Raw genomic sequence first — 23,593 nt, 5'->3', positions numbered from 1 at the left:
TTTATCTGTGGGTTCAATCTAAAATCTAAAATCTAAAATCGGATGACCTCGCCAAATGTGCCGCGCAACGCCTACACCGATTCACCAGAACAGCATCCCAACCTAATTCTGGGTAGCCTGCAACTGCTGTTCTGGCTTTTCTTTCGTCCCTCGGCTTGGCAAAATCATCTCAAGCGTATTGACCCTGCTTTAGACACCGAATCTAAGATTAAAAGACGTTTAAGATGGCAAAATCCAGCTTTGTGGAAGCTACTAATACAAGCATTCCTGGTTTTGCCTGTCCTAGCTAATTCAATTGTTGTTGCCTTAGTGCTTTGGCTACTAGGCGCGCCAGTAGAAAAGATTGCGTCAGGCGTGGCGTCGGGCGTGGCGTCGGGCGTGGCGTCGGGCGTGGCGTCGGGCGTGGCCTATGGCGTGGCGTTCGGCGTGGCGTCCGGCGTCCGGCGTGGCGTGGCGTTCGGCGTGGCGTTGGGCGTGGCGTCGGGCGTGGCGTTGGGCGTGGCGTCGGGCGTGGCGTTGGGCGTGGCGTTGGGCGTCGCGTCGGGCGTGGCGTTGGGCGTGGGGTTGCGCGTGGGGTTGCGCTTCGTGTGGGATCTCGTGCGGAGCGTGGGGTTGGGCGTGGTGTTGGGCGTGGTGTTGAGCGTGGGGTGGGGCGTGGGGTGGGGCGTGGCGTCGGGCGTGGGGTGGGGCGTGGCGTCGGGCGTGGTGTTGGGCGTCGGAATAACTATTAACTTATGGCTGCCAGTGGTACTGTATCCTTTCCTCACGGGATGGAATATTCTGCTTTACCAACTAGACACACGACGCACAACTACTAAACCCAGTTTCTTACGTTGCCATTCTGCTTTTTGGGATGAGTGGCAGCGCTTTCCCCTGCAAGGCTTAGACCACCACGTTCTCTTCGTAATAGAGCGTAACCCAGAAGAGGGCAAAGCTGCACTCAACTATTTAAGTACCAGTCGTCAGCGTTGGGCTGCACAAGCTGTACAAATTGAACTTGATGCACGGGAATTAGAACGTTGTACGGATGTAGCTGCTATCCCTAACGCCTACCGCACTCTAGCCATTGGAGAACTGAATAGTCCAGTTAGTTCCCTCCTAAGTAGTTTTAGTAGCATCAGCGAGGATGTAGCAGCAGCCCTCAACCAAAATAGTGCTTACAACCAGCGTTTAGCCCTCAGTGCTGTAGCAGAAAGATTAAATGGTTTAATTCGAGAATTGACCCGCAGTGGTGACAAATATGCAGTACGTTTTCGCCCTATTGCAAATAGTTGGTATGAAATTGTCACCAACTATTTGCAAGAACAGGCGAAAGCAGTTGAACTACGACAAGAAATCGACAACCCTTATATCATCGGCGTACCCCTGACAGAACAACAGGAAATCTTCACCGGACGTGCTGACATTGGTACGCGTATCGAGCAATTACTCCTAGACCGCCGCCGCCCTCCCTTGCTACTCTACGGTCAGCGGCGCATGGGCAAAACATCCCTCCTCAACAACCTGGGACGCTTGCTACCCAGCACTATCATTCCCATGTTTGTAGACTTGCAAGGCCCAGTTTCATCAACGACTGATTATGCTGGTTTTCTCTACAATATCGCTAGGAGTATGGCAGACTCAGCCAAGCGCCAAAGTGCCTTCACTCTCCCATCTCTTGACCGCAAAACACTGGAAGATGACCCTTTCACCCGCTTTGATGAATGGCTGGACAAAGTAGAAGAAGTGCTACAAGAAAATATTGCCCTGCTTACCTTGGATGAATTCGAGGCGCTAGATAATGCCATCACAAAAGGACGCTTTGATCAGGAGGATGTTCTGGGAATGTTGCGTCACCTGATTCAACATCGTCCCCGCTTCAAGGTGCTGCTAGCTGGTTCCCATACAATAGAAGAATTTCAGCGTTGGGCTAGCTATTTAATCAATGTCCAAGTCGTTCATATCAGCTACCTGAAACAACCCGAAGCGCGTCAACTAATTGAGCACCCCGTCCAAGATTTTACCCTGCGTTACGAACCCAATGCGGTCGATCGAGTTTTGCAACTCACCCGCTGTCACCCTTTCCTAATACAACTCCTCTGCGCTGAAATTATCGCACTAAAAAACGAGCAAAATCCATCTATCCGCCGACTGGCAACTTTAGCCGATGTAGAAGCAGCAATACCAGACGCTTTAAGTGTTGGTCGTTTCTTTTTTGCCGATATTCAAAGCAATCAAGTAGATGCAGCAGGATTAGCTATTTTGCAGTTTTTGGCCGCACAAGGAGAAGGGGCAACAGTCAGCCGATTAACTATTTTGCAAAACTTTCCCGATAAATCCGATGCTCTCAATTTACTTCTGCAACGCGAATTGATTGAGGAAGTTAGTGAGGGCTACCGTTTCCAAGTTGAATTAATTCGCCGCTGGTTTGCATCATCTCTGTCTGTCCAGTAGTCTACGGCGAGAGTAAGAGGATATTGCCTGTAGGGACACAACAGTGTTCATTTGTGTCAACTTAACGTTAAACCGATAGTCCGACAGGGGTTGAAACCCCTGCCTCAAAGCTAAAGTCCTCTCAAGAGGACTGAGAAGAAAAACTTTTAAACTCATTAGTCCTCTTCAGAGGACTTTAGCTATTAGACAGGGAATTCATTCCCTGGCGGACTACTTTAGCTTTAACCATTCGGCCGCTGAATAATTGTTTCAACTACCCGGCGCTTGACTTTTGGATCGATACCAATCAGCCGCACGTATTCGCCGCCGTGTTCCGCCAAACAAGTTTCTAAAGATGCAACCACATCTTTTTCCTGTGCAGTTTGAATCGTCGCGCAACTTTGCCAAGAACCAGTTTTAAATCGGCGATTATCTGCATATTCCATACCAATTTTGCAGCCTCTTGCTAACAACTGCTTTACTTGTTCCAATACCTCGGAACTCAGCCGCGCCGCATGACCGTTACCACCTTCAGAACTTGGCTCATCGTAAGCCTTATAATATTTGGATGACGGGTCGTTTAATTGACTTTGCGTTGGCGCAGCAGCAGGAGCATTTGGGGTTCCTTTAACGTTAAAAAGCCGCGATTGGTTGTATTCATCTACTAAGCGCATTTCCTGAATCCGCTTTTGTTGACCCACCATCAAACTGCCCATTTCTATTAAATGAGCGAGACTGAAATTCGGGTTATGGAAATCTGGCGCTGCTTCCAAAGTATTTACCAAACGCTTGGAAACTCGCTCGATTCCTACTTTGTGAATGAATTCGCGGATTTGTTCGTCATAAATGCGCGATCGCAAAGCGCTAAAAAAGTCGATCGCCTGATCGGCAAAATTATCCACTAACGCCACAATATCGGTTTTTGACAATTTGTCCGACTCAAAAATTCCCCCAACAATGCCAATTTTATCATCCCGGCTGGGTTCCCAATAAAACTTTTCCATCCGCCCGTCACGAATCAGCGGCGCGTAAAGCGTAGAAAAATCATTTCCAGTGACAATAATCGGCACTCGGTGCAGCGGCGTGCTGTCATAACTTCCCGGTAGCTGCACGTTAGTTGGATTATCAGCAATATTCATCAGAGTGGCATTGACCATCTGAGTATTGACAGTATATTGAGTAGTAGTATCGAACCTGCCAGCACCAGCATCCAAATCGTTAATAAAGATGGCGCACATCTCGCCGCGCACGCGAACTTGCTCCGCCGCTTCCCGGTAGCGCAAGCGAATTAAACGCGACGGATCTCCTGCATCCGGACTTTCTAATTCCCCACCTGATATCATCACCGGTTCAAAGCCCATCCGCCGAAAAACCAGTTCGGTTTGAAAAGTTTTTCCTTCTCCTTTACGGCCGTGAATTCCCAAAATTAGGGGAACTCTTACCCCGGGCAAATTTAAAAAGTTCTTAGTGACGTGCACCGCAACTTTATCGAGAAAGTTAGGAGAAATGTAATAACTCATCAGTAGATTTGTGAGGGATTAATTGTTGTTACTGTTATGATTTTATGACAAAACTAACAGCCTGCACCGCTAACCTGGATTTTTACCGTACAATCGAGGTCTGCATATTATGTGTTAAGGAGCGATTCGTGAGTCCAGAAACCTTACTAAAAGAACCAACCGTGCAAGCCGAAGCCAGTCCCTTCAGTTCTGAGAGCTTCGACAGCTATGTAATGACAACTTACGGGCGTTTTGCGATCGCCCTAGAACGGGGCCTGGGCTGCCGCGTTTGGGATACCGAGGGCCGCGAATATCTCGATTTTGTGGCGGGCATTGCTACCTGCACTCTGGGACACGCCCACCCGGCAATGATTGCAGCGGTAACTCAGCAAATTCAGACCCTGCACCACGTTTCTAACCTTTATTACATCCCCGTACAGGGCGAGCTAGCGAAGTGGCTTGTAGACCATTCTTGCGCGGACAGAGCCTTCTTTTGCAACTCCGGCGCGGAAGCTAATGAAGCGGCAATTAAACTCGCCCGCAAATACGCCCACGAAAAATTAAATATCTCGAATCCGACAATCGTTACCGCTGTTGCGAGTTTCCACGGGCGGACTTTGGCGACAATTACGGCAACGGGACAGCCTAAATATCAGAAGGGTTTTAGCCCGTTGGTGCCGGGATTTCACTACGTGCCCTACAACGATATTAGTGCGATCGAAAGTGCGATCGAGCAACTCGACAAAGACGAACGCCAAGTAGCTGCAATTATGCTGGAAGCGCTGCAAGGCGAAGGCGGAGTTCGCCCCGGAGATATCGCCTACTTCCAGCGAATTCGGGAAATTTGCGACGAAAAAGGCATTTTGCTCATTCTCGACGAAGTGCAAGTCGGGATGGGACGCAGCGGCAAATACTGGGGCTACGAAAACCTCGGCATTGAACCGGATATCTTTACGTCGGCGAAAGGGTTGGGCGGCGGTATCCCGATCGGCGCTATGCTGTGCAAATCTGACTGCGATGTATTTGAACCAGGAAGTCACGCCAGCACTTTCGGCGGCAATCCTTTTGCTTGCGCTGTAGCTTTGTGCGTTTGCCAAACTTTAGAACGGGAAAACCTTCTAGAAAACGTGCAGCAGCGCGGGGAACAGTTGAAAGCAGGGCTCAACAAGCTGGCGGCCGAATATCCGCATTTAATTGCCGAAGTGCGCGGCTGGGGTTTGATTGTCGGGATGGAATTGCAGGCTGACATCGAACTTACATCCGCTGATATCGTCAAATCTGCGATCGCCGCAGGAGTTTTGTTGGTTCCCGCAGGGCCGAAAGTGCTGAGGTTTGTCCCGCCGCTGATTGTCACTGCCGCTGAAGTCGATCGAGCTCTGCTGGCTGTGGAATCAGCGCTGCGCTCTCAAGCGGTACAGTAAATCTAGTTAGTTGATTTTTGTTAGCTGTAGCGCTGAAACTCGCGCAATATCCTAGATAACTCACTTAGTCCAGGACACACTCTTCCTCAGAAACCGGGTTTCTTTCGAGATTTCTCGTTACCAAACCAAATAGTTTCCCAGAAGCCCGGTTTCTTAGCCTAAGTCCGATCGAGGTAAAAGTAAACCCGTCCCGCTGCAAATCTGTCGGGGCGGGTTTGTCAAATTTAGAACTGTCTGGGATATCAATTCCGGTTGCACTCTTCATGACTATTGACTGTTTACTGTTTGGACATTTGGACATTTGAACAATATTGATGCAACCGGAAACGATATGAAAACCGCCCCGACAGACTGACGGCGCTTTTTACCGGGATTTTACTCAAGAGAAGCGCGCAACATAATACTATTAGCGATTCTAGGTGCTAGTTGCGCTATCCGCGTGTCTGTTGGGACTTGTGAATCCTGGTTTAACTATTTTGCGCGCTTCCCACTATCACCGTACTCCGTTTAGTGGGAAGCGCGGGTGACGACCATTGCATCTTTGAGCAATTATTGGAACAGCTTTCAAGAGAGGAAAAATGCAATCGCCGTCACCCAACTTTTCCATAATTCTTTGCTCATCAACTGTATATTGTGAGAGAATAGAAGAACCGAGGAGGTGATGTTGATTGCTACACAAAGCTATCCAAGTTCGTTTGTATCCTACCCAAAATCAACAAATACAAGTAGTTACCACTTTAGGTTGTGCGCGTTGGTGGTGGAATTCTGGTCTAAATAAATCAATTGAAGTTGATAAGACAACTCGTAAAAAACTTGGCTGCTCCAGGCTCAACACACTTTTTCTTGCTCTCAAAAAATCAGATGGCAGTGCATCGTTAGATGAGTGTTACAGCCAATTTGTGCCAGCTAATGCTTACATTAACCGCTGCCTACAATTTTTTTTGATACATGGGCTGGGCTTACTAAATTCAATCTTCAGGATAAAAAACTGTTATTTAAGTATCGTCAAACATCCTATTTTGGAGATAAAAATGTCAAAATTTTCGGCAATGCGGGAATACCAAAACCCAAAATACATAGATTAATTGAGGGGAAAATTCAGAATTTAATTATTAGTAAAAATTGTTTAGGGAAATATCTGGCATCTATACAGAGTGAAATTGAGGGTGAGAACCAGACAACAAAAGAAGCTAGGATTTATGGCATTGATTTAGGATTGAAACACTTTGGTATTGTCAACGAGGGCAAAAAAGTATCTAAATATGACAATGCCAAGCACTTTGCCAAGCACAAGAAGAACTTGAAGCGCCAGCAGCAAAAGTTAAGGCGCCAGCAGACAAGAAGTAATTCTAGGTACAAATATAGAAAAGTTGTTGCCAAGGTATACGAACGGGTTGAGAGTTCGCGGCAAGATTTTATACATAAACTTAGTTATAAGTTTGTCAGCGATCGCCTCGCAGTCATAGTAGAAAACCTTAGTGTCTTGGGCATGGTTGGCAATCCAAATTTGGCGAAACCAATATCGGATGAAGATTTGGGAACTTTTACCAACTTCTTAGCCTACAAGTTGGAACGCAAAGGCGGGAACTTACTTGAGATTGATAGATGGTTTCCCAGTTCTAAACTATATTCTAATTGTTTCCATCAAATGACCGAGATGCCCTTAGATGCGAGGGAATGGACTTGTCCTAACTGTGCGACCGATCGTCGCGATCGGGAGGCGAACGCAGCGATAAGTATGATAGCAGAAGATATCACTATACTAAAGGCGGAAGGTGCAGCCGTCTCTGCTTTAGAAGGCGAGGTAAGACCAAAGCTGGGACGAAAGTCTAAGCTGAGGCACTCGCCTATAAGTACATAAGCCCCTACTATATTCGGTATTCCGATTTAGCGGTGGGTAGTTCACTTGGTTGCACGGAAGCAGCGCTCCTATGGTTAATAGTTTGGCGGAATGCACGATGGACGAACAGCGTCGCAAAACAGATGTTAATATGCTCCAAGCGCTGCTGGAAAATCCTGGGGACTCAGGAATAGATTTGATTTTGAGCATGAACCCAAAGTCGATCGACTTTGGGTTCGTGCAAACGCTTTATTTGGAAGAGCCGGCACTGACGCGAGAAAGTTTGCTGAAAGCTGCAAAATTTTTCCAAAAGGCGATCGCACCCTTAGAAGCTGCAAAGGGCAATTATAAATTGCCCGCAACCGGGGCAGCATATCTGACTTTTTTAGCAGAAGTATTGCAGGCAGTGGCGCGCGGCGCTGATTCGCAGCACCTGTACTCGCTGCTGACAAACAATTTAGACAAACTCGACCAGAATTTTGCAGAACTGCTGCGCCACTGGGCTACTTTGGTGTTTTCTGCTGCCAAAGAATCCGAGACAAGGCGCATTGCAGCTTTAATCGGCAATCTGAGCAACAAAATTGGGCGGTTTCCCCTCGGCAGCAAGGCTAATAACTTGGAAATCGAAATTGCCGGTTACGAAACAGTTGCTAAGGTTTTTACCCGCAAATACTTTCCCCAAGAATGGGCGGTGATGCAAAACAATCTGGGCAACGCTTACAGCGATCGCCCCAAAGGTGATAAGGCTCAAAATATCGAACAGGCGATCGCTTGCTTTGAAAATGCCCTACAAGTGCGCACTCCCGAACAGTACCCGGAACAGTGGGCGACGCTGCAAAACAATCTGGGCAACGCTTACAGCGAGCGCCTCAGGGGAGATCCGGCAGAAAATCTAGAACAGGCGATCGCCTGCTATCGAAACGCGCTGCGAGTTCGCACCCGCGAAACTTTCGGGGAAGAGTGGGCGAGCACTCAAAACAATCTCGGCCGCGCTTACAGCCGCCGCCTGCGAGGCGACAAAGCCCAAAATCTGGAACTGGCTGTCGCTTGCTACCACAATGCTTTGCAAGTCTACAACCGCAAGCTGTTTCCCCGGCGCTGGGCGACGACTCAAAATAATTTGGCAAATGCTTACTGCGAGTTCCTGCGGGGCAACCGAGCCGAAAATCTCGAATACGCGGTTACCTGCTATCAGAGAGCTTTGCAAGTGCGGACTCGGGAAGCTTTTCCGCTGCAGTGGGCGACGACTCAAAGGAATTTGGGCCGGGTGTTTATAGATCGCATCAAAGGCGATCCCGTGGAAAATGTGGAAATGGCGCTCGCCTGCTATCAAAATGCTTTACAAGTCTACACCCGCATCAAATTTCCCGAAGCCTGGGCTTCGATCCAAACTTACCTCGGTAGGATCTACAGTCGCCGGCTCAAAGGGGAAAAAGCCGAAAATATGGAAATGGCGATCGCCTGCTATCAAAATGCTTTGCTGTTTTGCAACCGCCAAAAATCTCCCGAACGCTGGGCGATGCTGTGTGCCTACCTCGGCCGCGCTTTCTGCGAACACCTGAAAGGGGAAAAAAACCGCAACCTCAAAAGCGCGATCGCCTGCTATCAAAATGCCGGCCAAGTCTACACCAGACAGGGATCTCCCAAGCGCTGGGCAATGCTGCAAATTTATCTCGGTAGGGCTTTTTCCGAACTGACGAAGACGGAAAACTCGTCCCACCTGGAAAGTGCGATCGGCTGCTATCACCGTGCCGCCGAAGTCTACACTCGCGAAACCTATCCTCACCGCTGGGCTGAAATTTTATTTTATTTGGGTCAAGCTTACCGAGTTCGAGGCGAGTTGCTTCGCGCCTACGGCGTTTTTACTGCTGCTGTCGATACTGTTGAATTCTTGCGATCCGAACCAGAGGTTGATGTGACCGATTTGGGCGATGTGACGAGCACCGCAAAAGTCAAATTAACCCGCACCTGGGCTGGACTCTATAAATGCCTGGTGCAAGTTTGCCTGGATCTCGGCGCCACCCAACCTGAGTATTGCGCTAAGGCCCTGGAATACACCGAACGCCACAAAAATCGAAATTTGGTAGAACTGCTAGTTAAATGCCAATTGACTCCGAAAGCCGAAATTCCCGCAGCGGTGCGAAGCGAATTGGAGTCGCTGCAACTTGAAATAGCCAGGGAACTGCGGCACCAAGAACAGCGAGAGATCGAGCCGAGCACTACCTTGATTTCTGAAGGCGACAGCCAAGGTTTAAACAGCGCTTGTCTGCTTCCGAACTCCGACTTCGTGTACTTAAATCAATTGTGGCGGCAGTTTGATGGGTTGATTGCTAGGGAGGTGCAGGCAAACGACCCTTTCTTCAGCCTAGCTCGCAAAGTTGAACCGATCGCTTTCGAGCAAATTCGCCAATTGTTGCCTGGTGCCAATTGTGCTGCGGTGGTCTGGGGGAGTTTGGGGGAGGTGCTAGTTGCTTTTGTGGTGGTCAAGAGTGCACAATATCCGGCCGTTCACCTGTGTTCGCAGGCAAATGCTTTGGCTGCCGAAAGTTGGGCCCAGGAGTACCTCAGCGCTTATTCCGAACAAAAAGGTCGCTGGATCAATCATCTCCCGGCTCGCCTCAAACGCTTGGCCGCGCTGCTGGAAATCGATCGAGTGGTGGCGCTGATTCCGGAGAATTGCGATCGGCTGATTTTTGTGCCGCACCGATTTTTGCACGCTTTGCCGCTCCACGCTTTGCCTCTGGGGGTGAGAGACGGGTTTGAGGAGGGTGGGGGAATTTTTAGGTCTGGGTTGAGCGATCGCAGCGGTTTAGATCTGGAGACTCACAGCGTTTCGGATTTTTCTCAAAGTTCGGCTTTTGGCGAGGTTCCAGCGCCTGCTGCTTATTTGATCGATCGATTTGCTGGAGGAATTCGCTATGCTCCTAGCTGTCAGCTATTGCTGTTGAGACAAAGTGCGCGCGAAGCAGCTATTGGTCGGTACAGACCCCGTTTGCAGCACCTTTTGGCAGTTCCAACTTTCACCAGAGATTCGTTCTACAGCAACATTGAAATCGGCAATATTTCCCAGTATTTTTCTAGTGCAGAAGTTGTGCGCCAGAAGCCGGCAATTAAAAAGGCTTTTTCACTAGGAATGTCTGCGAATAATGAGGATTTCCCCCAGCCAATAGGGCAGTGGCAGCAGAAAAAATGTGCTCATTTTGCTTGTTTGAGTTTGCTGAATTTGGCTTTGCCGCTGAAATCTGGCGTGTTTTTTAGGAATGAGTCTCTGAGTTTGGAAGAAATTTTTAATTTGGATTTTCGGCAATATTTTTTAGTTACTTTATCGGGTTGCGAAATTGCGGCCGGCGGAGTTAGCGGTGCAGGAGGAGATTTTGTCGGTTTGTCGGCGGGTTTGTTGTATGCTGGCACGTCTAGTGTGGTCAGCAGTCTTTGGAAGGTGAACGATGTTTCTACGCTGCTACTGACGAGCAAGTTTTATGAAAATCTCGGACGGTTTCCTAGGTTGCAGGTGGGAGATGCGGCGATCGCGCTGGCGGACGCTCAAAGGTGGCTGCGGGATTTGACTGGCGAGCAATTGGAGGTGTTGCTGGCGGATTTTCAACCTCAAATTTCGCAAATGTTCGATCGGCTTTCTCAAAGTTCTCGCCTGATTGCGGAGGCTTCTTTGCAGCAAATCCGCAACCGCAAACCCTATCCTTTTGCCAATCCTTATTATTGGGCGGCTTTTACTGCGGCTGGGGTTTAGTTATCAATTATTAGTCATTAGTCATTTAAAAACCCGGCACTAACAACTTATTTAAAGTTGTCAATGTCGGGTAATAATTCAACAAATTACAGCAAAAGTTTAGGATTTTTTGCCTAAAATTTGTTCTTTCAAGGCTTGAATTTCTTGACCTAATTGTTGCCGGTTGGACGATCGCAGCAAATAGCGGTAGATAAACCACCCGGTGTATCCGATACCAATTAGCTCGAATGTGGGTGCTAGCAGGGGGATGTCGTTGAGTTCATCTATTATCCCCAAAAGCACTTTCAAAGAGATAATCGAGGCTACAATTACACCGATCACAGTCAGGGGACTTTTGTATTGCTCGTAAAAGCTGCCGATGTAAGCGGGAAACTCGGACAAAATTGAGATAATTTGTTCTTTGATCTGCTGGGTCTGACTTGGCGGTTCGTCGGTAATTATGACTTTTGTTGTACCGAGCGAACTGTCTGCTTCATTTCCGGCAGGAATGTCGGTGACGATAACGGTTGTTTCTGGTTCGTTTGATGAAGTCATTTCTCCACTCGCAATAGTTTTTTGCTGGTTGGCGGCAGGTATTTCAACTGCTGCTGCGGCTGTTTCAAGAGCCGGTATTTCGACTGCTGCAACCTCGCCGTCGGTTGGTTCAAGAGCCGACACTTCGCCTGTTTCAGAAGTCGGTATTTCGACTGCTGAAACGGGCGCCGCCGCTGCTTCAGGAGCCGATATTTCGACTGCTGAAACCTCTGGTGCTGAAGTCGGTATTTCGGCTGGTGAAACGGACGCTGCCGGCTGTTGTGCGACAGAAGTTTCGGTTGCAGTTTCCGCGTTTTGCTGTTCTGGGGTAGGAGTTTCGGCCGCGACACCAACAGCCGGCAAATTCAAGTTGCTAATGGCATCAAGCAAGCGAGTTTTAGCCGTTCCTCGCTGGTGAAGGATTACCCAAGATTCTATCAGGTCGGGGCCGTGCATTGCACCTGTCAAAGCGGCTCTGAGCGATCGCATAATTAGCCCTTTGTTAAGATTTTTCTCTTTACTGAGCTTTTTAGTGATTTTCTGAGCTTCCGCTGATGTCAGGGACGAATGACTTTCCATCGCTTCTACAACTGCTTGTAAAGCCTGTGCAGCCCCTGTTTGCTGCAATTGTGCGAGTGCTTCTTCTTCGTATTCCACCGTGGTGGAGAAGAAAACCTTACACATATCCACAGCATCGGTTAAGCGAACGAGACTCGGGCCGATTAAAGCAGATATTTGTTCGAGCCAGGGGCGGTCTGCCTCCAAGTCAAACTCATAACCGCCTTTCTGCCACCAATAAGGTATCAGCAAATCTGTCAATTGCGGCACTGGCATTTTGTGCAGATATTGACTGTTCAGCCAATTGAGTTTATCCCAATCAAATTTTGCACCGGCTTTGTTGACTCGATAGAATGTAAATAATTCTGCTGCTTCCGACAGTGTAAATATTTCCTGCGTTGAATCCGGCGGAGTCCAACCGAGCAAAGTCATGTAATTAACTAAAGCTTCGGGCAGGTAGCCCATATCTTTGAAGTCAGAAATCGAGGTTACGCCGTCGCGTTTAGAAAGCTTTTGCCCTTGGGAGTTTAAAATCAGCGGCGTGTGGGCAAATTCTGGGATTGTCGCGCCCAAAGCTTCGTAGAGCAATATTTGTTTGGGAGTATTGCCGATGTGATCTTCGCCGCGGATGACGTGGGTGATGGCCATGTCGATGTCATCGACAACTACGGCGAGGTTGTAGAGTGGTTGGCCGATGACGCCGCCGCTGGATGCCCTGGCAATTACCATGTCGCCGCCGAGGTCGCTACCTTTCCAGGTTACGGTGTCGCGCACCATGTCGTTCCAAGAAATTGTGCGATCGTCGTCGATGATAAACCGAATCACAGCTTGTCGCCCTTCGCCTTCAAAAGCTGCGCGCTGTTTGCTTGTCAAGTTGCGGTGGCGGTTGTCGTAGCGGGGGGCTTGTTTGTTGGCTTTTTGTGCTTCCCGCATTTCGTCGAGTTCTTCCGACGTGGTGTAGCAGCGGTAGGCGAGTCCATTGTCGAGAAGGGTTTGGACTGCTTGGCGGTATATTTCCAGACGCTGCGACTGAAAACTCGGGCCTTCATCCCACTCCATACCCAGCCAGGTGAGTCCTTCGAGGATGTTATCGGTGTATTCGCTCTTAGAACGTTCTACGTCTGTGTCTTCTACCCGCAGGATGAATGTGCCGCCTTGGTTGCGGGCAAACAGCCAGTTGAATACGGCGGTTCTGGCGGTACCGATGTGTAGGTTTCCGGTGGGACTGGGGGCTAGACGGACTCTGACATTCATGTAGATTTTTGCTTTTAGATTGGGGTCGATTTGCTGGTTGGGCGAATAGCTGATGTTTAAGACTTCAAATTTTATTATATTTTGTTGCCGACTTAAAAGTTGTCCTTGGCAGGTGTTTTGCCTCGAATTGCTTGATAATAGGCGATCGGGCTACAGTCTCCGGCAAGGCAGCAGAGGTCATCTTGATGATATTAGCATTGCGGGCGGCCCAGACTGGATTCACCTTTGGGACTATTTTCAAAGCACAAATAACTGTCGTAGGGCTACCCAAATAATTCTTGTAAAATGTTTGTGTGCGATCGACGACATTCAAATATATTTCCCTATGTCTGCTGCTAAAACTGAGTTTTCCGAATCTGTTGCGCCATCACCCGAGTCTGCTGCCCCTGCTTGGCAGATTGAGTTGCTGTACGACGGTGAATGTCCTCTGTGCGTGCGGGAGGTTAATTTCTTAAAAAAACGCGATGCGGGGCGAGGTTTAGTGTCGTTTGTGGATATTGCGGAGGATGGCTACAACCCGGAGGCCCACGGCGGAATCGACTACGAAACGGCGATGGGTCGGATTCACGCGATATTACCCGACGGTACGACGGTTAAAAATGTGGAGGTTTTTCGCCGCACTTACGAGATTTTAGGTATGGGATGGGTTTATGCTGTGACTAAGTTACCAGCGATCGGGGCGATCGCCAATTGGCTGTACGGAATTTGGGCAGACTGGCGGCTGATGCTGACGGGAAGACCGGATTTAGCAACAATTATGAGCGATCGAACTCAGCGGATCGAGTGCGAAAGTCAAGGTCGGTGCCGGCAAAACTCGAAATAAGTCATAGTTGGTAAATTCGATCGGTCTATCAGAAGATGTCAGCATAAACAGACTGCAACTAACATTAAAGATCGACTACTATCATAAGCGGGAAAGAAAATGCAAGATGCAGGCTATACAGTTTTCATTGGCTTCGGCGGCCTCTGGGTACTTATGGGAATTGTCGCTGTGATTGTCCTATTCAAATCGGACGGTCAAAAAATTAGCTTTGGCAAATGGGGATTGTTAGTGGCTATTCCGATCCTAGTGCCCATCGTTCTAGTTTTGACTTATCAGATAGCGCGCCCGTTTATTATCCAACACCTTTGAGCGCTGCTTGGAGTCGATCGTCCGTGGGAGAAAGGAATTAGTTAAATTAAGTTTAGTATTATTGCTCATTTTCGGGCGATCGCAACTGCTCGTTCGCCCATTGACGCAAAGACCGAATTATGGCATTGTCATCTTGAGTTTCTGCCATCTGCAAGAATTGATTGAGCATTGCTACAGAAAGGATGGGAAATGTCGGACTGCGATCGCAAGTAATATATTCCCGATTTTGCAATTGATAAATTTGTACAGTTTGTGCCCGATACCGCCAAACTTCAGGGATTTCTAGCTGTGTGTAAACTACAAATCGATTAGAAGAAGGACTGGTAATATCAACTTCAATTACCAAGTCTGGGGGAGGATCGGTTGAGATGTCAAGCCTTCTTCCTAGAATGCGATCGACATTTTGGATATAAAAACATGAATCTGGTTCTGCACCTTGTTCTAAATCTTCACGGTTGAGAGTCGTCGAACCAAATCCCTTAATCTTCAAGTCCAACTCCTCAGTCAAAGCTGTAACAATCCGTTTGAGCAAACAGTTAATAGTTTCATGCAAGTCGGATGGCATGAGAATTTCTAAGACTCCTTGAGAATATGAAAATCGCGAGGATCTCTTGTCTCCTGCTTCTGCTAATAAGCTTTCGTAAGTCTGCCAACTGATATTAGATAATACTACCCGTTGTGTACTTTCTTCCGGTGAGGGCTTAATGTTCGTAACGGTCATGTTTTCCCGCTCCTTAATCATGTCCTGCTATCTAAATAGCATAAGATTCGCAGTCAGGACTTTAGTCCTTTTTTATCCGCAGAAGCAATGAAGTCCTGACTACAAACGCACTCTATTTAGAAAGAGATTTATGAAAGGTTTAAACTTTCTATTTACGAGAGAACGGGACAGACGGGGCTCGAACCCGCAACTTCCGCCGTGACAGGGCGGTGCTCTAACCAATTGAACTACTGTCCCTCGTTTTGCCGTTTTTTCAGGCACAATTTCTATTATGCCTATAACTTCACCTTTTGTCAAGAGGTTTGTTGAACTTTTATTTGGAAGCCCAAAATTTGAGTCTCTTGCAGGGGACTGAAGTTGTTGTCGCTCACCAAAATCAGACCTCTGCTACCATCGCCTAACACCGGGCCAAATGTCAACCCCTCAATGTTATCTAGGGGAATTTTCAGGGTTTCCAAATCCAGCAGCAGGCGTTTTTGAGCGGGAGAAACCTCGCTGAGACGGCTTTGGAGGCTTTCGAGTGCTTCAATACGATCGCTCTTTTCCAAGGAAATCTCAAATAGTTTAACAGTAACGCCGGTTTCCAGGGAAAAAGCACGCTCTAAACTCAGCAACCGGTTATCGTCGATCGCCACCAAATCCACTAAACCGTTGCTAGTTAATTTTCCCACAGGATTCGCACCAGCGGGTAGCGGTTCGGTGATGTAGAGAAACGATGCTTCGGGATTGCCGCTCACCGCATCGTAGCGCAAAATCCGGCACGGGCTCCCGGTTTCCAGGGAAGGTACAGCGCCATCTTGAACCAACGCATTTTCTGTGGCGGTGAATAGGTATTTGCGATCTGGCGTTAAAGTTAAACTTTCAAATGATAGATTGTTGCGGATGCCTTTACTGCCTTTGTCATCCGGCAAAAACAGTTCTGGAATTGCCAGCGTTTTCAGGAGTTTACCATCAAGGGAGAACTCTTTGATAAAAGGATTTATTTGGCGATCGACATCTCCCTCAGAAGAAACAAATACGCTATTGCCAGTAAAAACTATCCCTTCCGGATCTAAACTTAATTCAGAAAAACTTTTACCCTTTTCATCTAATAAAGTAGTGACACCAGTAAAAGCAATTTGCTCTTTTTCCAGTTTACCAGATTGCAAGTTAATTTTGAGAGTATAGAAGCGCGCCGGAGCCTTGCTGCTGCGGTCATCAGAAATGGCATAATAAACTTGTTTGTCGGCATCATAAGTAATGCCCGAAAGTCCGCCAATTTCCGTACCCTGAAAAGGAGAACCTGTAGGAAATATTGCTCTGCCGATAAAATCTATTTTGGTAACGGCGAAAGATTTGGCTGACTGGTTTAACCAAATAGCAACAGTTGCTGCCATCAAAAAACAGACAATAAATATAGTTGCTTTTGCTAGCTTTCGCATTTTACAAATAAATACATGATTACCTATCTACTTTTTCCCTTTCTTCCTTCGCGCCATTCGCGTCTTCGCTGTTCGTTAAATCTGAAAATCACGGCTCATGATTTAGCAAAAAATTGGTCAACCAATCTTTAACTACATAAGTAGCACGACAGTCGTCCTCATTGTAGCGGACGATCGCCTCCAAGAGCGATCGATCGCCGGTTTTGAGCCAATCGTCGTACCAGCAGACGCACTGAGCACCATTAGCCTTAGCATCTCGCCAGTCAAAACCCAGCCAGCGGGCAATTGGTTTGAGTGCGTAACTTTCCACCGGCATAATCGCTTTTTGCGTCACTTGTTTGTGAATATCTACAAACCGTTTCAGCACGGGTTTCCACAAATAAGCTGGAGTATTGTAAAGTTTAGCCAGTCGCTTAAAAGTCTTGACTTCGTAGTCGCAAAAGTGGAAAATCGGAGCAATAGGATAAGCCCACATTAATTCTAAAAATTGCTCCCAGATTGCACCTTCCTCTGCTGCTGATTCTGCTAAAAAACCGTGGAATTTTTCCGTATTGTTGTACCTGTCAACAACTAAGACTCCGTGGAGGTAATCCAAGTTTAACTCGGGTTCGGCTTCAATATCAAAGTAGAGTTCGATTGGGGCGATCGGCAAAAACACAGATTGGGAATAGGGAATTGGTTTCTTGCGGAGAATTGGCCCAGGTATAGAAGATGTCGCAGGTTTATTTTCTCTAATTTTTACTTCCTCAACTGCGATGTCATTCAAGATATTGTCTACAATATCTGGTACTATTTCAGATGAGTTAAGTTCTTCTGAATTCTCACTTCTACCTTCTTCTCGATCGTTAATCAGTGTATCCGTGTCAAACTCCGTGTCGTGCCTTCCTTCTTCCCTTCTTCCTTCTTCCTTCTTCCTTCTTCCTTCTTCCCGCAACAGCGGTTGATTTAGCAAGTGCGATTGAGCTTGCTGCACCACATCAAAAGCAACTCTGTCCGGAAATTCTGGATACTCAGCTAGCAGTTCGGAACTAGCATTAGCGAGAGCTTCTACATCAGTAATTTCGAGAGTTTTTAGTCTAGCATAGCGGCTGGCAGTAACTCCCGGCAATAACGAAAGATGTTTAATAGATTCGGCTTCGGCGTGACAGATACTATACCAACCGCAAAGATTGCACTTTTGCCGAGAAATGAACACCTCTGGTTTATCCCGATTTTCTATCATCTGAATGCAGTTGTCTAAAATCTCGAACATCTGAGGAGTTCGCTGGTCTAGATTCACCGACCACAGCCCTTTTTTTCGCAGCATCAGCCACGCAATCTCGGGTCTTGTTTCCTGCACGGAAGCTAAAACTTGGGCGTGAAAAGCTGCGATAATTTGATACTCTTGTTTTGGCCGCTTGCTAAGCCAAATATCCGCAGTAATATAACTCCAATCGCCAAATTTTGATTGTCCAGGCTGTTTAATTAATAAATGGGGGCGGCCGATCAGGGTAATGTTTGAAGAGTGAAGATTGGAGGATGAAAGATGAACCGGAGTTTCGGGGAGTTCGCCAAATTCTGGGAAATATTGACTGTCAATTCCTACCAGAGAAGTTGTTGCGCCGTTGGTTTGGCCGTTGGTTTGGCCGAATTCGCTCTGGATCAGAACTCCTCGGTAAATACGATCGACTCCTTGCTGCATTAAACTCAATGTAGCGGCCGCGCCGGCTTCCCAATCCCCTCTAGGATAATATGGTTGTTGGTAAGTCTCGTGTTCCAAAGCTTGCTGCTGGTATGTCGCGCTGTCGCGCATCAGTTTCAGCAAAAAGTCGCTGGGGGGATCTAGTTGTTTCCAGTCTCCGCAGGTGTCTAAAAATGCTCGGAGATGGCATCGCTGATAGGAAAGTAGTAGTTTGTCAGTTATTAACATTTAGTATTCGCAAGGCATAGAGTATCAAGCAAAAGGTATAAAATTCACAGCATTAGTTATTCAATATTAACGCTATCAATAATTCCCCAAAAAAAATGACAAAGGACAATCACCGGCAACAATTCCCAGCTTTGGCCAATAAAGCTTATTTTAACTACGGCGGACAAGGGCCACTGCCTGAGCCTGCTTTAGACGCGATTTATCAGGCTTACAAACGGGTGCAGCTTGGGGGGCCGTTTTCGGGGGAGGTGGGGGCTTGGGTGGCTCAGGAGGCGATGCTGACGCGACGTGCGATCGCATCTGAGTTGGCGGTACCTCCTGAAACCATCGCCCTGACAGAAGATGTCACCGTCGGCTGCAATATTGCGCTGTGGGGCATTGACTGGAAAGCAGGCGACCATTTGCTGCTTTCTGATTGCGAACACCCCGGCATTGTAGCCAGTGTAATGGAACTTCAGCGCCGTTTCAACATAGAGGTTTCGGTTTGTCCGTTGGCGGCTACTTTGAATGAGGGCGATGCGGTGGCGGTAATTGCTAATGCTTTGCAGCCAAATACTCGCTTGTTGGTAATCAGTCACATTTTGTGGAATACCGGCCAAGTTTTGCCTCTGGCTGAGATTGTTAAAGTATGTCATGAACCCCCCCTAACCCCCCCTTGCCAAGGGGGGGGACAAGAGGATTTTCCGCTAATTCAAGGGGAGGGGCAAGAGGAATTGTCCCTAATTCAAGGGGAGAAACAAGAGGAATTGCCTGCCAATAATTCCAAAGTTAGAGTGTTAGTTGATGCGGCTCAATCTGTGGGGGTTTTGCCTTTAAATTTGATTGAATCTGGGGTTGATTTTTATGCTTTTACTGGTCACAAATGGTGGTGCGGCCCGGAAGGTTTGGGCGGGCTTTATGTGAGTGCTGAAGCTTTGGCAGATTTGCATCCGGTGTTTATCGGTTGGCGGGGAATTGTGACGGATGCTAATGCTAAAGTCCTTGGTTGGAAGCCTGGATCGCAGCGCTATGAAATTGCGACTTCGGCTTATCCTTTGTATGCGGGTTTGCGGAGTGCGATCGCCCTGCAACATGAATGGGGTACGATCGAGGAAAGGTATGCAGAAATTTGCCGTTTGAGTAAGTATCTCTGGGAGCGTTTGTCGGAACTTTCCGATGTGGAATGTTTGCGAAAATCTGCGCCGGAAGCTGGTTTGGTTTCGTTTCGATTGATGAATAAGATGCCGCACAACAAGCTTGTTAATTTGTTGGAAAAACAGGGGATTATGGTGCGGACTATTCTTAATCCTGATTGTGTGCGGGCTTGTGTTCACTATTTTACAACTGAGGCGGAGATTGATAAGTTGGTTGGGGCGATCGCCATAGCGAAGTTTTCATTTGAGTAAAACTTTAGCATCGGCAGTTATTCATTTTCAGCAAGCCACAGCTCGATTTCTTCTCGGTTGTGTTCGTAATAGTTCGCAACCGCTTGCAAATCTTGAAGGGTGAGTCCTGGATAATTATAGAGAAGTTCGGCTTCAGTTGCGCCCTGTTGTTGGTAGGCGATAATCGTCCAGACGGGAATGCGGGTATCGCGAATTCGCGCTGCACCGCCACAAATTCCTGGAGTTTTGTGAATGGGATGTTGAAGGGTTTGAACGAATTGCAGGGTTTGTGCTAGCAAGTCATCAGGCAGTGTTCCAATGGTATGGAGAAGTTGTTCTTTGATGGTCATAATCGATATCCAGATGCAATAGCGGTTTACACATTGGCAGCTTTGATAATTCGCTCAGCGGCAATAGATGCGTCTATTTCCTGACAGTGGACTGCATAAAAAGCGAGAACATCGTTCACTTAAATCATACTCAGCGGCAATTTGGTTTGGCGAAAAAACCCATTTTTTGGCTGCAACTACTACTGTTTGCACCCGTAACCGAGTGCCGCGCAAAACGGGGACGAATTCGCCGCTAGCGCCGCGCACATAGATAATTTCAGGAAAAGCGCGATCGTCATTCCGCTGGTTGAGGGTAGCGACTTTTTCGGCTACAGCCCAGAGGATAAACCGATCGAAGGAAATGCCTTGGAGTGTCACCAATTTTTCAGCTTCTTGCTGTAGCTGAACGGGTAAGTTTAAGGTGTGGGATGTCAGCGTGAATGGCAGTCAGTGGGATTCGTAGTTTATGACTAACAATGGAGATAAATTATGGATATTAATACGATGATTGTGCTTAAGCTTATAATTTAATTCAGCTATAGCCAGCCACAGCCAGGAGAACAACTATGTTTCGCAACACGAACTTACAAACAAAGCTAATTACCGCTTTTATATTGATGGGGTTGCTCGTCTTCGTGTTTGCTGGGGTAGGGTGGAGCGGGGTTTCCAGGCTAAGTGTACACATCAATACCCTCGGTGAGGATAGCTTGCCAAGTGTGACTGCATTGTGGAATATCAACGAAGGACAGACCCAAATTCAGGCATCAGAGCGATTACTCTTCGATCCAGAAATGACTAATGCACAAAGGCAAGAGGCATTAGCTAGAATTCAGAATGCCTGGAAACAAATCAACGAAAACTTTCAAAAATACGAAAAGATCCCGAATACCCCAGAGGAAGATAAAAACTACAAAGAATTTCAACAAAATTGGGATGCTTGGAAGAAAGCCCATGAAAAATTGCTGAATATAGAACAAGACTATAACCAAATTGGCATCCGCAATCCCTGGAAAAGGCAGGTTCAGCTAATTAGTCAGGGTAAGAGAAATTCACCAGAAATCGCGGCAGTTAAAACAGCACTGGAACTCCGTACCAAGATGGATGACTATGGCTCAAGTACAGAGGAGCCTTTATTTAAGAGAGCTACAAATTCAGTTATATCAGTTATAGCCTTCAATCAAGAAATTGCAGACAAGACTAAGCAATCAGCCGATCGGGATATAAATCAGATTGGATTCTGGGTTGTTGTGGGAATGATTCTAGGTCCGGTGACAGCGATTATTTTGGGAATATTCTTTGTGGCGATCGCTAAGCCCATCGACAAAGCCCTCAAAGGCATTGTCAATATGATAGTCAGTTCTTCCAGCCAAATTGCCGCTACAGTTGAGCAGCAAGAACGGATCGTCAATCAGCAAGCAACGGCGGTGAATGAAACTACTTCCACAATGGATGAATTGGGAGCATCATCGCGCCAATCAGCAGAGCAAGCAGAATCAGCATCTAACAATGCCCGTGCGGTGTTAAACCTAGCGGAGGAAGGAGCCACAGGCGCACGTCAAGTTTTAAACCAGGCGGAAGATGGCAATAAGGTAGTGGAGAAATCTCTAGAGGGAATGTCTGAGTTGAGAGAAAAAGTGGTGGCGATCGCCGCACAGATTATGAAATTGAGCGAGCAGACTACTCAGATTGGCAGCATTACAAGCACTGTAACAGATTTAGCTAATCAGACGAATATGTTAGCTTTGAATGCCTCAGTCGAAGCTGTTCGAGCTGGAGAACACGGTAAAGGATTTGGAGTTGTAGCTAATGAAATTCGCCGGCTCGCAGATCAGAGTAAAAAATCTGCCGAGAAAATTAATACCATCATTACTGATATCCAGAACGCGATCAATTCCACAGTCATTGCTACAGATGAAGGCACGAAAACTGTCAAAGAAGGTATCAAACTTTCTCAAGATACAGCCCAAGCTTTTAAAGAGGTAACACAGTCGATCAATGATATCGTTTTGAAAAATCAGGAAATGACGATAACTGCTATCAACAATATCGTTTTGAAGAATCAACAAATTTACCTCAATGCCATGCAACAAGCATTAGCCGTCCAACAAGTAGTTGAAGCAATGAATACTATCAATTCTGGAGCTAAACAAACTGCTAGTGGCATTAATCAAACTAAGATAGGTACTCAACTACTAGACGGTGCGGCTCAAAATCTTAAAGCATTGAGTGCTAAATAGAGAGATTATGGGAGCAGGAATGTACGGAAAAAATATTTTTTTTCCTCTAATCTCTAATCTGTAAAGATAAATTATGGATATTAATACGATCATTGTGCTTAAGCTTATAATTTAATTCAGCTATAGCCAGCCACAGCCAGGAGAACAACTATGTTTCGCAACATGAACTTACAAACAAAACTAATCAGCGCTTTTATATTAATGGGGTTGATCGTCTTCGTGTTTGCTGCGGTAGGGTGGAGCGGGGTTTCCAAGCTAAGTGTACACATCAATACCCTCGGTGAGGATAGCCTGCCAAGTGTGACTGCATTGTGGAATATCAACGAAGGAAAGACCCAAATTCAGGCATCAGAGCAATTACTCTTCGATCCCGAAATGACTAATCCAGAAAGGCAAGAGGCATTAGCTAGAATTCAGAATGCCTGGAAACAAATCAACGAAAACTTTCAAAAATACGAAAAGATCCCGAATACCTCAGAGGAAGATAAAAACTACAAAGAATTTCAACAAAACTGGGATGCTTGGAAGAAAGCCCATGAAAAATTGCTGAATATAGAACAAGACTACAACCAACTTGGCATCCGCAATCCCTGGAAAAGGCAGGTTCAGCTAATCAGTCAGGGTAAGGGAAATTCACCAGAAATCGCGGCAGTTAAAACAGCCCTGGAACTCCGTACCAAGATGGATGACTATGGCTCAAGTACAGAGGAGCCTTTATTTAAGAGAGCTACAGATTCAATTAAATCAGTTATAGCCTTCAATCAAGAAATTGCAGACAAGACTAAGCAATCAGCCGATCTGGATCTACATCAGACTGGATTCTGGGTTGTTGTGGGGATGATTCTAGGTCCGGTGACAGCGATTATTTTGGGAATATTCTTGAGCATTACGATCGCCAAGCCCATCGACAAAGCCCTCAAAGGCATTGTCAATATGATAGTCAGTTCTTCCAGCCAAATTGCCGCTACAGTTGAGCAGCAAGAACGGATCGTCAATCAGCAAGCAACGGCGGTGAATGAAACTACTTCCACAATGGATGAATTGGGAGCATCATCGCGCCAATCAGCAGAGCAAGCAGAATCAGCACTGGATAATGCACGTCAAGTTTTAAACCTAGCGGAGGAAGGAGCCACAGGCGCACGTCAAGTTTTAAACCAGGCGGAGGAAGGAGCCACAGGCGCACGTCAAGTTTTAAACCAGGCGGAAGATGGCAATAAGGTAGTGGAGAAATCTCT

18 protein-coding genes, 1 tRNA gene and 1 pseudogene are annotated in these 23,593 nt (G+C 47.0%); 10 read left to right on the top strand and 10 right to left on the bottom strand.

The genetic code is table 11. The features are described 5' to 3' along the window. Window positions 1–42: 42 nt before the first annotated feature. Complete coding sequence (locus QUA54_RS13125) at window positions 43–2,433, top strand: AAA family ATPase (RefSeq protein WP_333414980.1); 2,391 nt, start codon at window positions 43–45, stop codon at window positions 2,431–2,433. A gap of 221 nt (window positions 2,434–2,654) precedes the next feature. Here the strand turns inward: QUA54_RS13125 and QUA54_RS13120 are convergent, their stop codons facing one another. After that, complete coding sequence (locus tag QUA54_RS13120; protein ID WP_333414979.1) at window positions 2,655–3,932, bottom strand: ribulose bisphosphate carboxylase small subunit; 1,278 nt, start codon at window positions 3,930–3,932, stop codon at window positions 2,655–2,657. Between the two features lie 128 nt (window positions 3,933–4,060). Between QUA54_RS13120 and QUA54_RS13115 the strand changes: the two genes are divergently transcribed. Further along, complete coding sequence (locus QUA54_RS13115) at window positions 4,061–5,332, top strand: aspartate aminotransferase family protein (RefSeq protein WP_333414978.1); 1,272 nt, start codon at window positions 4,061–4,063, stop codon at window positions 5,330–5,332. A 64-nt stretch (window positions 5,333–5,396) separates the two neighbouring features. On the opposite strand, the gene QUA54_RS13110 is transcribed toward QUA54_RS13115, so the two are convergent. Continuing rightward, window positions 5,397–5,597, bottom strand: a complete 201-nt coding sequence (locus QUA54_RS13110; protein WP_333414977.1) for a hypothetical protein — start codon at window positions 5,595–5,597, stop codon at window positions 5,397–5,399. 403 nt (window positions 5,598–6,000) lie between these two features. Between QUA54_RS13110 and QUA54_RS13105 the strand changes: the two genes are divergently transcribed. From QUA54_RS13105 to QUA54_RS13095, 3 genes are all read left to right on the top strand, one after another. Continuing rightward, window positions 6,001–6,417 (top strand): helix-turn-helix domain-containing protein, encoded by a 417-nt coding sequence (locus QUA54_RS13105; RefSeq protein ID WP_333414976.1) that lies wholly within the window; start codon window positions 6,001–6,003, stop codon window positions 6,415–6,417. Continuing rightward, a complete protein-coding gene (locus QUA54_RS13100) occupies window positions 6,321–7,193 on the top strand; it encodes an RNA-guided endonuclease TnpB family protein (protein ID WP_333415030.1) in 873 nt (290 codons plus the stop codon). The genes QUA54_RS13105 and QUA54_RS13100 overlap by 97 nt, the downstream gene beginning before the upstream one ends. 70 nt (window positions 7,194–7,263) lie before the next feature. Further along, window positions 7,264–10,920 (top strand): CHAT domain-containing tetratricopeptide repeat protein, encoded by a 3,657-nt coding sequence (locus QUA54_RS13095; protein WP_333414975.1) that lies wholly within the window; start codon window positions 7,264–7,266, stop codon window positions 10,918–10,920. 99 nt (window positions 10,921–11,019) lie between these two features. Here the strand turns inward: QUA54_RS13095 and QUA54_RS13090 are convergent, their stop codons facing one another. Further along, window positions 11,020–11,454 carry a CAAD domain-containing protein gene (locus QUA54_RS13090; RefSeq protein ID WP_333190380.1) on the bottom strand — a complete coding sequence of 145 codons (435 nt, stop codon included), beginning with the start codon at window positions 11,452–11,454 and terminating at the stop codon, window positions 11,020–11,022. A 348-nt stretch (window positions 11,455–11,802) separates the two neighbouring features. Then, window positions 11,803–13,245, bottom strand: a pseudogene (gltX, locus tag QUA54_RS13085) (glutamate--tRNA ligase); the annotation flags it as partial. 52 nt (window positions 13,246–13,297) lie between these two features. On the opposite strand from gltX, the gene QUA54_RS13080 reads away from it, so the two are divergent. Together QUA54_RS13080 and QUA54_RS13075 are read left to right on the top strand one after the other, a co-directional pair. Then, the gene (locus QUA54_RS13080) at window positions 13,298–14,068 is read left to right on the top strand and encodes a DUF393 domain-containing protein (RefSeq protein WP_333414974.1); all 771 of its coding nucleotides are present in this window, start codon (window positions 13,298–13,300) and stop codon (window positions 14,066–14,068) included. A gap of 99 nt (window positions 14,069–14,167) precedes the next feature. Continuing rightward, on the top strand, window positions 14,168–14,377 hold the full coding sequence (locus tag QUA54_RS13075; RefSeq protein WP_333190310.1) for a hypothetical protein: 210 nt from the start codon (window positions 14,168–14,170) through the stop codon (window positions 14,375–14,377). Between the two features lie 58 nt (window positions 14,378–14,435). On the opposite strand, the gene QUA54_RS13070 is transcribed toward QUA54_RS13075, so the two are convergent. From QUA54_RS13070 to QUA54_RS13055, 4 genes are all read right to left on the bottom strand, one after another. Continuing rightward, window positions 14,436–15,098, bottom strand: a complete 663-nt coding sequence (locus tag QUA54_RS13070) for a Uma2 family endonuclease (protein ID WP_333414973.1) — start codon at window positions 15,096–15,098, stop codon at window positions 14,436–14,438. A gap of 163 nt (window positions 15,099–15,261) precedes the next feature. Continuing rightward, a tRNA-Asp gene (locus QUA54_RS13065) sits at window positions 15,262–15,335 on the bottom strand. Between the two features lie 56 nt (window positions 15,336–15,391). Continuing rightward, on the bottom strand, window positions 15,392–16,519 hold the full coding sequence (locus tag QUA54_RS13060) for an esterase-like activity of phytase family protein (RefSeq protein WP_333414972.1): 1,128 nt from the start codon (window positions 16,517–16,519) through the stop codon (window positions 15,392–15,394). An 88-nt stretch (window positions 16,520–16,607) separates the two neighbouring features. Further along, window positions 16,608–18,428: a TM0106 family RecB-like putative nuclease gene (locus QUA54_RS13055; protein ID WP_333414971.1), complete on the bottom strand. Its 1,821-nt coding sequence runs from the start codon at window positions 18,426–18,428 to the stop codon at window positions 16,608–16,610. Between the two features lie 95 nt (window positions 18,429–18,523). Here QUA54_RS13055 and QUA54_RS13050 point away from each other — a divergent pair, with 95 nt between their 5' ends. Next, on the top strand, window positions 18,524–19,813 hold the full coding sequence (locus tag QUA54_RS13050; protein WP_333414970.1) for an aminotransferase class V-fold PLP-dependent enzyme: 1,290 nt from the start codon (window positions 18,524–18,526) through the stop codon (window positions 19,811–19,813). Window positions 19,814–19,830: 17 nt separating this feature from the next. Here the strand turns inward: QUA54_RS13050 and QUA54_RS13045 are convergent, their stop codons facing one another. Continuing rightward, on the bottom strand, window positions 19,831–20,142 hold the full coding sequence (locus tag QUA54_RS13045) for a DUF433 domain-containing protein (RefSeq protein ID WP_333414969.1): 312 nt from the start codon (window positions 20,140–20,142) through the stop codon (window positions 19,831–19,833). Between the two features lie 54 nt (window positions 20,143–20,196). Further along, on the bottom strand, window positions 20,197–20,499 hold the full coding sequence (locus QUA54_RS13040) for a hypothetical protein (RefSeq protein WP_333414968.1): 303 nt from the start codon (window positions 20,497–20,499) through the stop codon (window positions 20,197–20,199). Window positions 20,500–20,687: 188 nt separating this feature from the next. On the opposite strand from QUA54_RS13040, the gene QUA54_RS13035 reads away from it, so the two are divergent. Beyond that, entirely contained in the window at window positions 20,688–22,358 is a 1,671-nt protein-coding gene (locus tag QUA54_RS13035; RefSeq protein WP_333414967.1) for a methyl-accepting chemotaxis protein, read from the top strand. Window positions 22,359–22,508: 150 nt separating this feature from the next. Further along, the coding region (locus tag QUA54_RS13030; protein ID WP_333414966.1) for an MCP four helix bundle domain-containing protein at window positions 22,509–23,593 on the top strand (1,085 nt) is incomplete at its 3' end.

Origin of the sequence: Microcoleus sp. MOSTC5, from assembly GCF_036701825.1 — a bacterium.
GTDB lineage: Bacteria > Cyanobacteriota > Cyanobacteriia > Cyanobacteriales > Microcoleaceae > Microcoleus > Microcoleus asticus.
Note: the sequence above shows the minus strand (reverse complement) of the source record. Positions and strands in the feature narration are given on the sequence as shown.

Excerpts from the sequence above, each read along its gene's own strand:
- QUA54_RS13125 (WP_333414980.1), top strand. The coding sequence starts at position 43 with ATGACCTCGCCAAATGTGCCGCGCAACGCCTACACCGATTCACCAGAA.
- QUA54_RS13120 (WP_333414979.1), bottom strand. The coding sequence starts at position 3,932 with ATGAGTTATTACATTTCTCCTAACTTTCTCGATAAAGTTGCGGTGCAC.
- QUA54_RS13110 (WP_333414977.1), bottom strand. The coding sequence starts at position 5,597 with ATGAAGAGTGCAACCGGAATTGATATCCCAGACAGTTCTAAATTTGAC.
- QUA54_RS13095 (WP_333414975.1), top strand. The coding sequence starts at position 7,264 with ATGGTTAATAGTTTGGCGGAATGCACGATGGACGAACAGCGTCGCAAA.
- QUA54_RS13090 (WP_333190380.1), bottom strand. The coding sequence starts at position 11,454 with ATGACTTCATCAAACGAACCAGAAACAACCGTTATCGTCACCGACATT.
- QUA54_RS13080 (WP_333414974.1), top strand. The coding sequence starts at position 13,298 with ATGTTTAAGACTTCAAATTTTATTATATTTTGTTGCCGACTTAAAAGT.
- QUA54_RS13075 (WP_333190310.1), top strand. The coding sequence starts at position 14,168 with ATGCAAGATGCAGGCTATACAGTTTTCATTGGCTTCGGCGGCCTCTGG.
- QUA54_RS13070 (WP_333414973.1), bottom strand. The coding sequence starts at position 15,098 with ATGACCGTTACGAACATTAAGCCCTCACCGGAAGAAAGTACACAACGG.
- QUA54_RS13060 (WP_333414972.1), bottom strand. The coding sequence starts at position 16,519 with ATGCGAAAGCTAGCAAAAGCAACTATATTTATTGTCTGTTTTTTGATG.
- QUA54_RS13055 (WP_333414971.1), bottom strand. The coding sequence starts at position 18,428 with ATGTTAATAACTGACAAACTACTACTTTCCTATCAGCGATGCCATCTC.
- QUA54_RS13050 (WP_333414970.1), top strand. The coding sequence starts at position 18,524 with ATGACAAAGGACAATCACCGGCAACAATTCCCAGCTTTGGCCAATAAA.
- QUA54_RS13045 (WP_333414969.1), bottom strand. The coding sequence starts at position 20,142 with ATGACCATCAAAGAACAACTTCTCCATACCATTGGAACACTGCCTGAT.
- QUA54_RS13035 (WP_333414967.1), top strand. The coding sequence starts at position 20,688 with ATGTTTCGCAACACGAACTTACAAACAAAGCTAATTACCGCTTTTATA.